We start from the raw sequence: 14,747 nt of genomic DNA, 5'->3' as shown, positions 1-14,747 counted from the left end.
TCCCTAGACGGGGGTTCGCTCCCCGGCCGCCGGGAGGCGGACCACCACGGACAGGCCGCCGTCCGGGCGCGCGGTGGCGGCGGCCGACCCGCCGTGCGCCACGGCGATGGCGCGGACGATGGACAACCCGAGCCCCGACCCCGAGGACGAGCCGATCCTGTCGTGCAGCCGCCGGAACGGCTCGAACAGGCCGGCCACGTCGTGGGGCGGAATGACCACGCCGTCGTTCTCCACGGTGAGCACGACCTCCCTGGGCTCCCCGGGTTCGCCGGGCTCGTCCGCCAGCCGGACCATCAACCCCCCGCCCTTCAGGTTGTACTTCACCGCGTTCTCCACCAGGTTGAAAACGCAGCGTTCGAGCAGCAGCGCCTCACCGGCCGCCCACACCTGCGGCAGGTCGGCCGTCACGGTGACGCGCCGCCGCTCGGCCGCGGGCCCGGCCTGGTCGAGCACCCCGCGTACGACCTGCCGCAGGTCCACCGGGTTGCGGGCGATCACCTCCTGCTCCGAGCGCGCGAGCAGCAACAGCCCCTCGATCAGGCGCTCGTGCCGGGCGTTGGTGCCGAGCAGCGCCCTGCCGAGGGCGCGCAGGTCATCGGAGGCGTCCGGCTCCTCCAGCGCCACCTCGATCAGCGTGCGGTTGATGGCGATGGGCGTGCGCAGCTCGTGTGAGGCGTTGGAGACGAACCGCCGCTGCCCGTCGAAGGCGCGCTGCAGCCGGTCCAGCATCGCGTCGAAGGTGTCGGCCAGCCGCTTGACGTCGTCGCGCGGGCCGCGCAGCGCGATCCGCTCGTGCAGGGTGCTCTCCGAGAGGCGTTCGGCGGCGGAGGTCATCCGGCGCAGCGGGCTCAGCGCGCGGCCGGTCATCGCCCATCCGAACAGCACGCCGGCCACGCCCACCCCCAGCATGATCAGGACGGAGTTGCGCAGCACGTCCGCGAGCACCGCGGCCCGGCCGGCCTCCAGCCGTTCGACCAGGGTGGTGCTGAGGAAGCCCTCCGCCCTGGCCATCGCCTTGCCCTCCGGCCCTGCCACCGGCCCCTCGACCGGCCCGCGCCGGGTGAAGATGTCCTCGCCCGTCCCGATCAGCGGCCCCTGGGTGGGCAGGGCCACCTCGGCCGCCTTGGTCAGGGCGGCCAGCGGCTTGCTCGCCACGAACTGGTCCTGGATGGCCCGCTCCGTGAGCAGGTAGGTCACCCACACCAAGATCGCGCCGCCCAGCAGGAACAGCAGGCTGTAGAGGAGCATCAGCCGGGCGCGCAGCCCGATGCCCGACACCAGGTCGCCGACGGCCGACAGGCCGGCCGCCGCCCGTCGTACGGGCCTCACAGGCGGTATCCCGCGCCGAGCACGGTCTCGATGACCGGCGGGTCGCCGAGCTTCCTGCGCAGGGTCGCCATGGCGACCCGCAGCGCGCCGGTGCCCGCGTCGTAGTACTCGTCCCAGGCCCGCGCCAGCAGGTCGCGGGGCGAGACCGGCGCGCCTTCGGCCAGCATCAGCTCCTTCAGCAGCGCGAACTCCCGCCTGGTCAGCCCGACGGCCCTGCCGTCCCTGGTCACCGCGCGGGTCGCCGGGTCCAGCCGCAGGCCCGCGCGCTCCAGCACGCTGGGCCTGACCGGGGCGGTACGCCGGGCCAGCGCGCGCACCCGCGCCACGAGTTCGGCGAACGCGAACGGCTTGGGCAGATAGTCGTCGGCCCCCAGCCCGAGCCCGGCAACCCGGTCGGTCACCGTGTGCGCCGCGGTCAGCATCAGCACCCTGCCGCCCGCCCCCGTCGCGACCAGGTGCCTGCACACGTCGTCGCCGTGCACGTCCGGCAGGTCGCGGTCCAGCACGACCACGTCGTAGTCGACGTACGCCAGGCGTTCCATCGCCTCCGCCCCGTCGTAGACGACGTCCACCGCCATGGCCCTGCGCCGCAGCCCGCCCGCGATGGCGTCGGCCATCTCCGGCTCGTCCTCGACCACCAGCACGCGCATCTCACGCACCTCCGGTGACCAGCGTGAACCACCCGATGTTAGGAGCCGATAAGCCGCCCGGCCCGGAAGAATCCGCTTACCCTCCGCTAACCCCCGTCGCCCTACACATCGGGTGGTGCCACGGGCGTGGGTCCCGTGGGCCGGAGGTGAGGACGATGAGACGTGACCGGCCGGCCTGCCCGGGAGGCGGCGGATGAGGCGCAAGGGCGCGCTGTTCGCCGGGGTCGCGGCGGTGGCGGTGATCGGCGGCGGCACATGGGCGGCGGTGAACTCCGACCGGCAGGGCGGCCCCGAGCCCGGCGCCACCGCCGCGCCCCCACCGGCCACCGCCGAGATCACCAGGACCGACCTGGTCGACTCCGAGTCGGTGAGCGGCAAGCTGACCTACGCCGAGGAGCGCAAGGTGTCCTACACCGGCTCCGGCACGGTCACCGCCGTCCCCGCCGAGGGAAAGGTGATCAAGCGGGGCGGGGCGCTGCTCAAGGTGGATCGCCGCCCGCTGGTGCTCATGTACGGCAGGCTGCCGCTCTACCGCGAGCTGAACACCGCCGTGAGCGACGGGCCCGACGTGGAACAGCTCGAACGCAACCTCAGGGCGCTCGGCTACGGCGACGACCTCACCGTGGACGACGACTTCACCTACGCCACGTCGGCCGCCGTCAAGGAGTGGCAGAAGGACCGCGGCCTTCCGCAGACCGGCGCGGTGGACGCCGCCCAGGTCGTCTTCCTGGACGGGGCCGTGCGGGTGGCGGGCGTCTCGGCGGAGGTCGGCCGCAGGATCAACGGCGGCGAGGTGCTGACCGTGACCGGCACCCGCAGGATCGTCCAGGTGGACCTGAACACCGACGACCAGGCCCTGGCCCGCAAGGGCGCGCGGGTCGCCATCGAGCTGCCGGGCGGCAAGGAGGTCAAGGGCCGCATCGTCCGCGTCGGCACGGTCGCCCAGCAGGTCAGCGCGGAGGAGGGCGGCGGCTCGACCATCGACGTGGAGATCTCGCTGGGCGGGCGGAAGACCGGCCGTCTGGACCAGGCCCCCGTCACCGTCGCGATGGAGAGCGAGCGGGTCGAGGACGTGCTCACCGTCCCGGTGGAGGCGCTGCTGGCGCTGCGCGAGGGCGGCTTCGGCGTGGAGGTCGTCGAGGGCGGCGCGACCCGCCTGGTCGCCGTGGAGACCGGCGCGTACGGCGGGGGCCGGGTCGAGATCACCGGCGACGGCCTCGCCGCGGGCATGAAGGTCGGGGTGCCCGCCTCGTGAGCGCCGCCAACGTCGTCGAACTCACCGGGGTCACCAAGGTCTACGCCGGTGATGTCGCCGCGCTGCGCGGAGTGGACCTGCGGATCGGCGCCGGGGAACTGCTCGCCATCGTCGGCCCCTCCGGATCGGGCAAGTCCACCATGCTGCACATGATCGGCACCCTGGACCGTCCCACCACCGGCACCGTCGCCATCGCCGGACACGACGTGGGCGGCCTGACCGACCGGCGGCTGTCCGCGCTCCGGGCTCGTCACCTGGGGTTCGTATTCCAGCAGTTCCATCTCTCGGCGGGCGTCAGCGCGCTGGACAACGTGGCCGACGGCCTGCTGTACGGCGGGCCGCGACTGCGCGAGCGGCGCGAACGCGCGGCGGCGGCCCTGGAACGGGTCGGCCTCGGCCACCGCCTCGGGCACCGCCCGCACCAGCTCTCCGGCGGCGAGCAGCAGCGGGTCGCGGTGGCCAGGGCGGTGGTCGGCGACCCGCCGCTGCTGTTGGCCGACGAGCCGACCGGGAACCTCGACTCCGGCGCGGGGGCGGAGGTGCTGGCCGTACTGGCCGGGCTGCACGCCTCAGGCACCACGGTCGCGATCATCACGCACGACATGGAGATCGCGGAATGGGCGCCCAGACGGGTCAGGCTCAAGGACGGCCTGATCGTGTCCGACGACCGGGATGCCGTGGCGGTCGTGGGAGAGCGGCGATGAGCGACCGGCTCGCCGCGACGCGGCTCACCCCCGGCGACGTCCTGCGCGTGGGCGCGGCCGGGCTGCGCGCCCGCCCGGCCCGCGTGGTGCTGTCCGCCCTCGGCATCGCGATCGGCATCGCCACCATGGTCGGCGTCATCGGCATCTCCGCCTCCTCCGCGGAGAGCCTGCTGCGGCAGTTGGACCGGCTCGGCACCAACCTGCTCACCGTGCAGCCCGGGAACACCCTGTTCGGCGACGCCGCCAAGCTGCCGCTGGACGCGCTCGCCATGGTCCGCAGGATCGGCCCGGTCACCACGGCCTCGGCCACCGGCGACCTGGACGCCGGCGTGCGCCGCACCGACCGGATCCCCGAGGAGATCACCGGCGGCATCGCCGTACGGGCCGCCGACGGCGACCTCGTCAAGACCCTCGGCGGCCGGGTGCGTTCCGGGACCTGGCTCAACGCGGCCACGGAGAAGTACCCCGCCGTCGTGCTGGGCTCGGTCTCCGCGCAGCGCCTCGGCCTGGGCAGGGCGGGCGGGCAGGTCTGGATCGGCGGCCGGTGGTTCACCGTGCTCGGCATCCTGGACCCGCTGCCGCTCGCCCCCGAGATCGACCGCTCGGCGCTGGTCGGCTTCCCGGCCGCCGGGACGTACCTGGGCTTCGACGGCCACCCGACGATGATCTACGAGCGGTCGGCCGACGCCGCGGTCGCCGATGTGCAGGCCGTGCTGCCGCGTACGGTCAATCCGGAGAACCCCGAGGAGGTGCAGGTCAGCCGCCCCTCCGACGCGCTGGCGGCCAAGGCGGCGGCCACCGGGGCGTTCACCGGCCTGCTGCTCGGCCTCGGCGCGGTGGCGCTGCTGGTCGGCGGCGTGGGCGTGGCCAACACCATGGTCATCTCGGTGCTGGAACGCCGCAGGGAGATCGGGCTGCGCCGTTCCCTGGGAGCCACCCGCGGGCAGGTGCGGGTGCAGTTCATGGCGGAGGCGCTGCTGCTGTCCGCGCTCGGCGGGGCGGCGGGGGCGCTGCTCGGCGCGGCGGTCACGGTCGGGTACGCCTACGCGCGCGACTGGCCCTCGGTGGTGCCGCCCTGGGCGATCGGCGGCGCCGTGGGCGCGACCCTCGTCATCGGCACCCTGGCCGGGCTCTACCCCGCGATGCGCGCGGCCCGCCTGTCGCCCACCGAGGCCCTGGCCACCACCTGAGACGCGAAGGGCGCCCCGCCGTACAACGGCGGGGCGCCCCTCGTGCGGCTCGTGTTACAGGCCCATCGACTGGGTGTCGTTGGACTCCGCGCCACCGGCCTCCGTCACGCCGTTCTTCAGGTGGTAGCGGCTGATCGCCTCGCGCAGCTGCTCGGTCTCGACCTCCCCGCGCCGGGCGAGCTGGGTCAGCACGGCCAGCGTGATCGACGCGGCGTCCACGTGGAAGTGGCGGCGCAGCGCCGAGCGGGTGTCGGACAGGCCGAACCCGTCGGTGCCGAGCGAGGCCCAGTCACCGGGAATCCACCGGGCGATCTGGTCGGGCACGGCCCGCATGTAGTCGCTGACGCCCACGAACGTGCCCCCGACGCCCGACAGGGCACGGGTGATGTGCGGCACCTTCTGCTCGGCGTCCGGGTTGAGCAGGTTGTGCTCCTCGCAGTTGAGGGCGTCCCTGCGCAGCTCGGTCCAGGAGGTGGCCGACCATACCTCGGCGGCGACCCCCCACTCCTCGGCCAGCATCCGCTGCGCCTCAAGCGCCCAGGGCCCGGCCACGCCGGACACCAGGATGTTGGCCTTCGGCCGCTCCGCCGCCCCCTCCGGGGCCTGGGAGAGCCGGTAGAGGCCGCGCAGCAGCCCTTCCACGTCCAGGCCCTCGGGCTCGGCCGGCTGCGGGTAGGGCTCGTTGTAGACGGTGAGGTAGTAGAAGATGTTCTCCGGCCGCTCGCCGTACATCCGGCGCAGGCCGTCACGCACGATGTGCGCGATCTCGTACGCCCACGACGGGTCGTAGGACACCGCGGCCGGGTTGGTCGAGGCGATCAGCGGCGTGTGGCCGTCCTCGTGCTGCAGGCCCTCGCCGTTGAGCGTCGTACGCCCGGCCGTGGCCCCCAGCAGGAAGCCGCGCCCCATCTGGTCGCCGAGCTGCCACATCTGGTCGGCCGTGCGCTGCCAGCCGAACATCGAGTAGAAGACGTAGATCGGGATCATGTGCTCGCCGTGCGTGGCGTACGCCGAGCCCGCGGCGGTCACCGATCCCATCGACCCCGACTCGCTGATGCCCTCGTGCAGGATCTGGCCCTCGGTGGACTCCTTGTAGGACAGCAGCAGGTTGCGGTCCACCGCCTCGTACGTCTGCCCGTGCGGCGAGTAGATCTTCGCGGTCGGGAACATGGCGTCCATGCCGAAGGTGCGCGCCTCGTCCGGGATGATCGGCACGAACCGCGACCCGATCTCCTTGTCGCGCATGAGGTCCTTCAGCAGGCGGACGAAGGCCATCGTGGTGGCCACCGCCTGTTTGCCCGAGCCGCGCCGCAGGTCGGCGTACACCGGGTCGCCGGGCAGCTTCAGCGGCTTGGCCCGGACCACCCGCTTGGGCAGGTAGCCGCCGAGCGCCGCGCGGCGCTCCTTCATGTAGGCGATCTCGTCGTCGTCCTCGCCCGGGTGGAAGTAGGGCGGCAGCTCGCCCTCCAGGGCCGAGTCAGGGATCGGCAGGTAGAGCCGGTCGCGGAACTCCTTCAGCTCGGCCTTGGTGAGCTTCTTCATCTGGTGGGTGGCGTTGCGGGCCTCGAAGTCCTTGCCGAGGGTCCAGCCCTTGATCGTCTGGGCGAGGATCACGGTGGGCTGCCCGACGTGCTCGCGCGCCGCCGCGAACGCCGCGTACACCTTGTGGTAGTCGTGGCCGCCGCGCGACAGCCTGCGGATCTCCTCGTCGGACAGGTGGGAGACCATCTTGCGCAGCCGCGGGTCATCGCCGAAGAAGTGCTCGCGGATGTACTCGCCGCTCTCGACGGAGTAGGTCTGGAACTGCCCGTCGGGAGTGGTGTTCATCTTGTTGACGAGGACGCCGTCCACGTCGGCGGCGAGCAGCGGGTCCCAGTCGCGGCCCCACACGACCTTGATGACGTTCCAGCCGGCGCCGCGGAAGAACGACTCCATCTCCTGGATGATCTTCCCGTTGCCCCGGACCGGCCCGTCCAGCCGCTGGAGGTTGCAGTTGATGATGAAGGTGAGGTTGTCCAGCTCCTCGCGGGCGGCCAGGCCGATCGCGCCGAGCGACTCCGGCTCGTCCATCTCGCCGTCGCCGAGGAAGCACCAGACGTGGCTGCGGCTGGTGTCCTTGATCTTGCGGTTGAGCAGGTAGCGGTTGAACCTCGCCTGGTAGATCGCGCTGATCGGCCCCAGGCCCATGGAGACCGTGGGGAACTCCCAGAAGTCGGGCATCAGCCGCGGGTGCGGATAGGAGGGCAGGCCCTTGAACCCGTGCGAGAGTTCCTGCCTGAACGCGTCGAGCTGGGCCTCGTTGAGCCGGCCTTCGAGGAAGGCGCGGGCGTAGATGCCCGGTGCGGCGTGGCCCTGGATGTACACCTGGTCGCCGGACTCGCCGTGGTCCTTGCCGCGGAAGAAGTGGTTGAAGCCCACCTCGTAGAGCGAGGCCGCGGAGGCGTAGGTGGCGATGTGCCCGCCGACGTTGGTGCGCGCGTTGGCGCGCGACACCATGACGGCGGCGTTCCACCGGATATAGGCGCGGATGCGCCTTTCCACGTGCTCGTCGCCGGGGAACCACGGCTCCCGCTCCGGCGGGATCGTGTTGATGTAGTCGGTGCTGCGCAGTCCCGGCACGCCGACAGAGTGCTCACGGGCCCGCTCCAGCAGGCGCAGCATCAAGTACCTGGCCCGCGAACGCCCTTCCGTCTTGACGACGGTGTCGAGCGATTCGAGCCACTCCTGGGTCTCGCTGGGATCGACATCAGGAAGCTGGCTGGGTAGGCCGTCACTGATGATCGAGAAACGCTGGCGTCCGGAAGCCACTGGGTCTTCGCCTTCCGAGGATGGACTTGTGAAGCCTCTTTGTATGGTGTCTAGGTCACTTCCATCCTGGCTGCTTACCCAGCAATGCGCATCTCTACTGTCGAGTAGCCAAGATGTACCTGCTGGCAGTCGCCCGGATGTGGCCTAGTCCACCGATCGTAGGACGATTCTGGCATGTGGCGGCCCCACCGGCAAAGGTTCGTTCTGCGACGTGAGCGGCGTGGGGGTCGCGGGGGGCGTCCGGAGGGGTCCACAGGCGTGTCGCGTTCACGGCGAGCGTAACGATTCGGTCGAAGTTCTCCTCACTCTCCCGCACGGACGCCCGTGCCCTCTTCCCCAATCCCGCCCGTCGTACCAATGTGGAAGACACCGTGGCCATGCGGAAGGAGGGATGCACATGAACGCGACGGTTGGTGATCGGCTCCTGGTGCACGGCAACATCGTGGGGGAGCGGGACCGCCGGGGGGAGATCATCGAGGTACGCGGACCCGGCGGAGGCCCGCCGTACGTGGTGCGCTTCGACGACGGGCACACCGGTCTGGTATTTCCCGGCCCTGACGCCGTCGTCGTCCCAGCTCAACGGCGGCCGTAAGATCGACTGGTGAAGTCTACGGAGATCGAGGTCACGACCGGGACACGGGACCGTGTGCACGACATCACCCGGGAGTGCGAGAACTTCGCGAGAAGCTGTGGCGAGGACGGGCTGCTGCACGTCTTCGTCCCGCACGCCACGGCCGGCGTCGCGCTCATCGAGCTGGGCGCCGGCAGTGACGAGGACCTGCTCACGGCCTTGGGCGACCTTCTCCCGGCCGACGGCAGGTGGCGGCACGCCCACGGGTCCGAGGGCCACGGGCGGTCGCACGTCATGCCGGCCTTCGTGGCGCCGTACGCGAGCGTCCCCGTGGTCGGCGGGCGGCTCGCGCTGGGCACATGGCAGTCGATCACGATTGTGGATCTCAACGTGGACAACCCGAACCGTCGAGTTCGTTTGTCTTTTTTGTCCGACTAATCCGGGCATACCGCAGCCTCGGGCGGCCCGTTGCCGTGGCGACCGTTGACGTCGGCGGGTCACAGCGTGTGGACTGTGCCGAAGCGAAGGCCCACATAGGGCCGGACGTCCGCATCGGACGGGGCCATTCAAGCAGGAGGGATAGACGTGAGCGCGACCGCGGGTCAGGCGCAGGGCGAGCGCGGCCTGGCCGAACGACTCGGCCTGAAGCCGGGTCAGGTGGTGCAGGAGATCGGCTGGGACGAGGACTGCGACGAAGAACTTCGCGAGTCCATCGAAGAGCTGACCGGCAGCGAGTTGGTCGACGAGGACTATGACGACGTCGTTGACGTGGTGCTGCTCTGGTGGCGCGACGGTGACGGCGACCTGTTCGACGTCCTGACCGGCGCTCAGACCGGGCTGGCCGATGGTGGCCAGATCTGGCTGCTGACGCCGAAGGCCGGCAGGAGCGGCCACGTGGAGCCGAGCGACATAGGAGAGGACGCCACGACGGCGGGTCTGTCGCAGACCAGCAGCATCAGCGCCGCCGCCGACTGGTCGGGGACCCGGCTGGCGACCCCGAAGACGCGTCGTTAGCCCGTCGCTCGTTCATCGGGGGCCGTCACTGCCGTACGGCCGGCTCCGCGCGGGCCGTGCGGCAGAACGCGTGCGCGCGCCCGACGCGCGCCGTGACCGCTTGTCCATGTGCCCAGACGTGTCATCTGGCTGGTGATCGGGAGGACCTTGCATGTCCGTCGAGGTCGGATCCACCGCCCCGGACTTCGAGCTGCAGGATCAGCACGGCACCCCGGTCCGGCTCTCCGGTCTGCGGGGGTCGAACATCGTCCTGATCTTCTATCCGCTGGCGTTCAGCGGCGTCTGCACCAGCGAGTTGCGGTCCATCCGCGACGAGTTCGCGCCGCGCCGCGACGAGGCGCGGGTGCTGACCGTCACGGTCGACTCGATCTTCGCGCTGCGCGCCTGGGGAGACCGGGAAGGGTACACGTTCCCGCTGCTGTCGGACTTCTGGCCGCACGGTGAGGTGGCGCGGGGGTACGGTGTTTTCGATGAGGACAGGGGTCTCGCGCTGCGGGGCACCTTCGTCATCGACGGTGAGGGCGTGGTCCGCTGGAAGGTCGTCAACCCGATCCACTCGGCGCGCGACACGGCGGAGTACACCGCGGCGCTCGCAGCGATCTCGTGAGTTCGTGAGCCCGTGATGATCGCGCTAGGCCCGATGTGACCTTCTGGCACGACGGGATCCAGATATTTCCAGATTTCCGGATTTCCCGGCCTGCCAGGGCGGCTTCGCCCGGGACGGCCGGTGGTGACCGTCCAGCATCGATCCTGACGGAGGCGAGGATGCCCTGCTACCGCTGCGGGGCCCGGCAGACGGACCCCGTCCGCGGCGCCAGCCCCTGGCTGCGCGGCGTCAGCGACGGAGGCCAGGTCCTCATCTGCCCGGACTGCCAGGGCGCCGCGGACCTGCGGCTCGACGCCTGTGAGACGTGCGGCTCCACCCGCCTGATCTGCCGGCTCGGCGAGGTCGAGTGCCGCGACTGCGGCGCCGAACGCCCGGCCGCCAGATCCACCACCTCCGGCGTCCTCGCCCCTGCCACGCCGCCCGGCCTGTCCGCCGAGGTGGAGGCCGCACTCAACCGCGTCCTGGGCCGCAACTGACCCGCCCCCGCCCCAGAAGTGGGGGCCGGAGTGCTCTAAGGAGAACCGGGCGCGGCTGCGCTATGGTCAAGGCGCCGCTGTCCACATAACGGCCGTGGCGTGACGAACACCCCCTTTTCAGCATTTAATCAACGGATGGGCGGCATGAGCGCGTTCGTAGTGGGCCTCGACGTGGGCGGCACCTCCATGAAGGGAGGCGCCGTCACCCGGGATGGCGTGGTCCTCCATACCGAACGCCGCCCGACCCCGCGCGCCGACGGCCCCGACGCCGTGGTGGCGGCCATCCGCACCTTCATCCTGGACCTGTCGCGCGTCTCGCCCGGTGGCACCGAACTGGCCGGAGTCGGCCTCTGCGTCCCCGGCCTGGTCACCCCGGACGCCGCCCTGTTCTCCGCCAACATCGGCTGGCGCGACGTCCCGGCGTCCGCGTTCGCCCCCGAGGGCGTGCCCGTCCGGCTCGGCCACGACGTACGCACCGGCGGCCTCGCCGAAGCGGTCATCGGCGCCGGGCGCGGAGTCTCCGACTTCCTCTTCCTGCCCATCGGCACGGGCATCGCGGGCGCCTGCGTACTGAACGGCTCCCCGTACGCCGGCGCGACCGGCTGGGGCGGCGAGATCGGCCACACCCCCGTCTACCCGGACGGCGAGCCGTGCGCCTGCGGCCAGCGGGGCTGCCTGGAGACCTACGCCTCGGCCGCCTCCGTGGCACGGCGCTACGCGAGCCGTACGGGCCGCACGGCCCCCACCGAGGAGATCGCCGCCCGCGCCGCCACCGGCGACGACAAGGACGCCACCGAGGTCTGGACCGACGCCGTCCAGGCCCTCTCCCTCTCCCTCGCCACCTACACCCTCCTCCTGGACCCCTCCCTGATCGTCATCGGCGGCGGCCTCGCCGAATCCGGCCCCCTCCTCCTCACCCCCCTCGCCGACCGCCTCTCCACCCACCTCGCCTTCCGCCCCGCCCCACCCCTCCGCCCGGCCGCCCTCGGCCCCCAGGCCGGCATGCTCGGCGCCGCCCTCCTCGGCTGGCACATCGCCGGCCACCCCGACATCGGCACCACCTGGACGCCTGATGTGCCCAACACGGCCCCAGTACCGTAAGGTGTAGTGCCGACCACGAACGGCGGGCGGTTAGCTCAGCGGTAGAGCACTCGCCTTACAAGCGAGGGGTCACTGGTTCGAACCCAGTACCGCCCACCAGCATCTCCCCAGGTCGCCGACCTCGGGATCTTGCTTTCGTGGATCACGGAATCGGGAGCACACCGCCGACCGGGAGCACGGAAGCATCCGCAGCTCACCGCCTTCTGCCCGACCGCGTCGCCCTAACGAAGCCCTCAGCCTCGTCGGCGGTGGGGGCTCCATCGCCTTGAGCGCTTTCGTCGCAGGCCGGGCGGGCCAGACCCGCCGGGCGAAGTCCGACCGCGGCCACGACGAAGCCGTTCACACGGCCAACCGCAACCGAGGGCTCAAACGCGCGGCCTGAGGCTGACAGAGGGTGTCTCACTGGCCGACCTGGCGACGCCGCCATCAAGCCCGCGCCCGCTGGTTCCATCGCCGAGCCCGCCTGAGCACCGCGTATATCCAGGTCAACTAACGAATGGCGGCTGCCCTACCAGGCGATGGCCCAGACGAGAAAGCGAGCAAAGGACGCCCGCGGAACTTCCTGGATCCCTTCCCGCGTAGCTTTGCCCGCCGGCCTATGACCTGGACAGGCGGCGGCTGGCCGCGCGTACGCGATCCGTGCCGTCGCGCTCGCCAACCTGCTGCGGACCGGGCGGGTAATCGACGAGTCGGGCAGGTCGCGGGCCTTGGCAAGCGTCCGGCCGGCCCGCGATCCTCGTGCTGGACGGCATACTCGCCCAGATCGCCGAATCGCACGGCAGAGCTCGCACCGGACCGGATCACCGTGCCATGTGGCCGGTAGAGCGGCCAGCGGAATCACGGGTGCGACACCCGGCGTGGTACACGGCCTGGACCGACGCGTCATAGATGTTTTCGAACTGTTCACCGAGTTACGCGTGAAGCCGTCGGCATCGATGCTGCCATAAACGCATCTTCCGGTAAACCCTGAAACCAAGGCTACCCTCCCCATTCAATGAAATCGTTCGCACAATGTCAATGTAGACCCAAAACTGTTGATGAGGTAGTGCATACAGCCAGATAAGTGGTTGTCTGAGAAGAGGTCTACGAACGGTGCAGGCCGCGCAAGTAGCCCACGGCCACCGCTCTTTGCCATCCGCCGACCGTGGCAGACGACGCGAGGTCATCATTCACTCCGCATTGTTTCTGTGAAGGACGTGGCGGCGGCCAGTCGGGTTCACGTGGTCTCCTTGGAAGATCGAAACCATAGGGGAAAATCATGACGGTATTTACCGATCCGGCAGGGCGCGAAACCGAGGACGTCTACAATGTGATGTATAACGTCGAGTTGCGCCAAGGGGTGATCGAGCGGGTCGAGGAGCATCCGGTCGCCGACGACGCCATCTTCTACGAAGAGGCGCGCGAGCCCAAACAGGTGGACGAGCCAAGCCCGCGCTACGACCGGGAGAAAGTCCATCCGGTGTTGCGCGAGTGGCTGGCCGGCCGGCCTGGTGACGAGCGGGCGCATATCATCGTCGTCTTCTCGGATTCCACGTCCCTCCCGCGTTTCCCGGAGCCCGCGGTCGACGAGCCGCGCGACTCCGGCCGTAACCGGCGGTTGCTCGATCGGGCCCAGGAACTGGTGCGATCGATCGCAGCGCGCCGGGAGCCGGAGTATCAGCGGCTGACGGATGAGCTGGCCGGCTACGAAGCGGACTTGGTGGAACCGTTCTGGATCATCAAGGGCGGCGTGTTCGACATGCCCCTTCGATCGGTGGAGCGTCTCGCGGCCCGCGAGGACATCGTGTCGATCGAGCCGCGGTTCTCCGGCGAGGAGCCCCCACAGGATGAGGTGGACGACGGACGGGCCCGCATCAACTCCGACCCATACTTCAACCTCGGGTTGAATGCGGGTTGGATCGGGTTGCTCGACACCGGCGTGCGGTCCACCCACACCCAGTTCACGAATCCGTCGCACATCGACCTGCGCCGGGACTGCGTCAACGGCGGCGCGGACTGCAACACCGGCACCAGCCTCAACCCCAACGACACCTGCAACCACGGGACAGGTTCGGCGGCGATCATCACGGCCAACGCCAACCAGGGAAACGACTTTCGCGGTGTCACCGGAATCACGCTGGACAGTTTCAAGATCTACCCATCGGTCTCACCTTGCAACCTCGACCAGGCGGCGGCGATACGCGGCTTCCAGACCGCGGTTTCGGTGCTCGACCGTGTCATCGTGGCGGAGATGCAAGGGACCGCCGACCACCAGGGCGCACTCGCGCAGGCGGCCGACGCGGCGTTCGACGTGGGGGCGGTGGTGGTCGCCGCCAACGGGAACTTCGGCCCGAACGCCGGTACCGTGCGCTGCCCGGCCAATGCCCGCCGGGTCATCGGGGTCGGAAACTTCGACGTCCAGACCCTTCAGCAGATCCCCGGTCAAAGTCGTGGCCCCACTGCCGATGGCCGGTTCAAGCCCGACGTCCAGGCCCCGACGAATACCGAGACGGCGAGCAACGCCTCAGACACCGCGAGGCACATCTACACCGGCACGAGCGGTGCCACACCCTACGCGAGCGGCGCGGCGGCGCTGCTGCGGAACTGGCTCCGCGGCGGCACCGGCACGATCGATCCGGGTCAGGTGTACGCGCACCTCATCCTCGCCGGGCAGCGGCCGCAGTTCGACAACACGACCGGCGCCGGTCCGCTGCGCCTGACACAGGACGGTACGGCGATGTTCGGCAAGGTGAGCGTTTCCAACGGCCAGGTGGTCAACCACCCATTCGGCACGGTAAGTGGTACAGCTCCCTTCATCGATGCCGCGATCTGGTGGCCTGAGTTCGGCGCCGCCCACAACGACATCGATCTGTACTTGGTCGATCCTTCCGGTATCGTCCGGGCGTCGAGCACTTCTATCGCCAGCGTCTTCGAGAGGTGTCGGGCGTCCGCGCCCGTCGCACCCGGCATCTGGCAGGTGCGCGTCCGCGGCTACAACGTTCCATCAGGCCCCCAGACGGTTTACGTAGCCGCTTGGACGCCACCGGCCTGAGGGTATGTCCA

The 14,747-nt window shown here is 70.5% G+C and carries 13 protein-coding genes and 1 tRNA gene; 11 read left to right on the top strand and 3 right to left on the bottom strand.

Going from position 1 to position 14,747, the window contains the following annotated elements; genetic code table 11:
• Positions 1–3: 3 nt before the first annotated feature.
• The gene (locus DP939_RS13550; protein WP_113981011.1) at positions 4–1,329 is read right to left on the bottom strand and encodes a sensor histidine kinase; all 1,326 of its coding nucleotides are present in this window, start codon (positions 1,327–1,329) and stop codon (positions 4–6) included.
• On the bottom strand, positions 1,326–1,979 hold the full coding sequence (locus DP939_RS13545) for a response regulator transcription factor (protein ID WP_113981010.1): 654 nt from the start codon (positions 1,977–1,979) through the stop codon (positions 1,326–1,328). The genes DP939_RS13550 and DP939_RS13545 overlap by 4 nt, the downstream gene beginning before the upstream one ends.
• A 193-nt stretch (positions 1,980–2,172) precedes the next feature.
• Between DP939_RS13545 and DP939_RS13540 the strand changes: the two genes are divergently transcribed.
• The 3 genes from DP939_RS13540 to DP939_RS13530 are packed head-to-tail and all read left to right on the top strand — an operon-like array spanning position 2,173 to position 5,128.
• Positions 2,173–3,234, top strand: a complete 1,062-nt coding sequence (locus DP939_RS13540; RefSeq protein ID WP_113981009.1) for a peptidoglycan-binding protein — start codon at positions 2,173–2,175, stop codon at positions 3,232–3,234.
• The gene (locus DP939_RS13535; protein WP_113981008.1) at positions 3,231–3,938 is read left to right on the top strand and encodes an ABC transporter ATP-binding protein; all 708 of its coding nucleotides are present in this window, start codon (positions 3,231–3,233) and stop codon (positions 3,936–3,938) included. Before DP939_RS13540 ends, DP939_RS13535 begins: the two co-directional genes overlap by 4 nt.
• Entirely contained in the window at positions 3,935–5,128 is a 1,194-nt protein-coding gene (locus DP939_RS13530) for an ABC transporter permease (RefSeq protein WP_113981007.1), read from the top strand. Before DP939_RS13535 ends, DP939_RS13530 begins: the two co-directional genes overlap by 4 nt.
• A 54-nt stretch (positions 5,129–5,182) precedes the next feature.
• Here DP939_RS13530 and aceE read toward each other — a convergent pair whose 3' ends face one another.
• Entirely contained in the window at positions 5,183–7,936 is a 2,754-nt protein-coding gene (gene aceE, locus DP939_RS13525) for a pyruvate dehydrogenase (acetyl-transferring), homodimeric type (RefSeq protein WP_113981006.1), read from the bottom strand.
• A gap of 397 nt (positions 7,937–8,333) precedes the next feature.
• Between aceE and DP939_RS13520 the strand changes: the two genes are divergently transcribed.
• From DP939_RS13520 to DP939_RS13485, 8 genes are all read left to right on the top strand, one after another.
• Positions 8,334–8,528 carry a DUF1918 domain-containing protein gene (locus DP939_RS13520; RefSeq protein WP_113981166.1) on the top strand — a complete coding sequence of 65 codons (195 nt, stop codon included), beginning with the start codon at positions 8,334–8,336 and terminating at the stop codon, positions 8,526–8,528.
• Positions 8,529–8,537: 9 nt separating this feature from the next.
• Entirely contained in the window at positions 8,538–8,945 is a 408-nt protein-coding gene (locus DP939_RS13515; RefSeq protein WP_113981005.1) for a secondary thiamine-phosphate synthase enzyme YjbQ, read from the top strand.
• A 147-nt stretch (positions 8,946–9,092) separates the two neighbouring features.
• Positions 9,093–9,521 carry a DUF3052 domain-containing protein gene (locus DP939_RS13510; protein WP_113981004.1) on the top strand — a complete coding sequence of 143 codons (429 nt, stop codon included), beginning with the start codon at positions 9,093–9,095 and terminating at the stop codon, positions 9,519–9,521.
• A gap of 151 nt (positions 9,522–9,672) precedes the next feature.
• Positions 9,673–10,128: a peroxiredoxin gene (locus DP939_RS13505; RefSeq protein ID WP_113981003.1), complete on the top strand. Its 456-nt coding sequence runs from the start codon at positions 9,673–9,675 to the stop codon at positions 10,126–10,128.
• A 158-nt stretch (positions 10,129–10,286) separates the two neighbouring features.
• The gene (locus tag DP939_RS13500; protein WP_113981002.1) at positions 10,287–10,604 is read left to right on the top strand and encodes a hypothetical protein; all 318 of its coding nucleotides are present in this window, start codon (positions 10,287–10,289) and stop codon (positions 10,602–10,604) included.
• A gap of 144 nt (positions 10,605–10,748) precedes the next feature.
• On the top strand, positions 10,749–11,705 hold the full coding sequence (locus tag DP939_RS13495; RefSeq protein WP_113981165.1) for an ROK family protein: 957 nt from the start codon (positions 10,749–10,751) through the stop codon (positions 11,703–11,705).
• Between the two features lie 24 nt (positions 11,706–11,729).
• Positions 11,730–11,804 (top strand) — tRNA-Val (locus DP939_RS13490).
• A 1,159-nt stretch (positions 11,805–12,963) separates the two neighbouring features.
• Positions 12,964–14,736 carry a S8 family serine peptidase gene (locus DP939_RS13485; protein ID WP_113981001.1) on the top strand — a complete coding sequence of 591 codons (1,773 nt, stop codon included), beginning with the start codon at positions 12,964–12,966 and terminating at the stop codon, positions 14,734–14,736.
• Positions 14,737–14,747: the final 11 nt, after the last annotated feature.

Origin of the sequence: Spongiactinospora rosea, assembly GCF_003315795.1 — a bacterium.
Taxonomy (GTDB): domain Bacteria; phylum Actinomycetota; class Actinomycetes; order Streptosporangiales; family Streptosporangiaceae; genus Spongiactinospora; species Spongiactinospora rosea.
The sequence above is the reverse complement of the archived record's forward strand: the minus strand, read 5'-3'. Positions and strand labels throughout refer to the sequence as shown.

What these genes read in the sequence shown, in the direction of transcription:
- DP939_RS13545 (WP_113981010.1), bottom strand. Translation starts at nt 1,979, where the DNA reads ATGCGCGTGCTGGTGGTCGAGGACGAGCCGGAGATGGCCGACGCCATC.
- DP939_RS13540 (WP_113981009.1), top strand. Translation starts at nt 2,173, where the DNA reads ATGAGGCGCAAGGGCGCGCTGTTCGCCGGGGTCGCGGCGGTGGCGGTG.
- DP939_RS13530 (WP_113981007.1), top strand. Translation starts at nt 3,935, where the DNA reads ATGAGCGACCGGCTCGCCGCGACGCGGCTCACCCCCGGCGACGTCCTG.
- DP939_RS13520 (WP_113981166.1), top strand. Translation starts at nt 8,334, where the DNA reads ATGAACGCGACGGTTGGTGATCGGCTCCTGGTGCACGGCAACATCGTG.
- DP939_RS13505 (WP_113981003.1), top strand. Translation starts at nt 9,673, where the DNA reads ATGTCCGTCGAGGTCGGATCCACCGCCCCGGACTTCGAGCTGCAGGAT.
- DP939_RS13500 (WP_113981002.1), top strand. Translation starts at nt 10,287, where the DNA reads ATGCCCTGCTACCGCTGCGGGGCCCGGCAGACGGACCCCGTCCGCGGC.
- DP939_RS13495 (WP_113981165.1), top strand. Translation starts at nt 10,749, where the DNA reads ATGAGCGCGTTCGTAGTGGGCCTCGACGTGGGCGGCACCTCCATGAAG.
- DP939_RS13485 (WP_113981001.1), top strand. Translation starts at nt 12,964, where the DNA reads ATGACGGTATTTACCGATCCGGCAGGGCGCGAAACCGAGGACGTCTAC.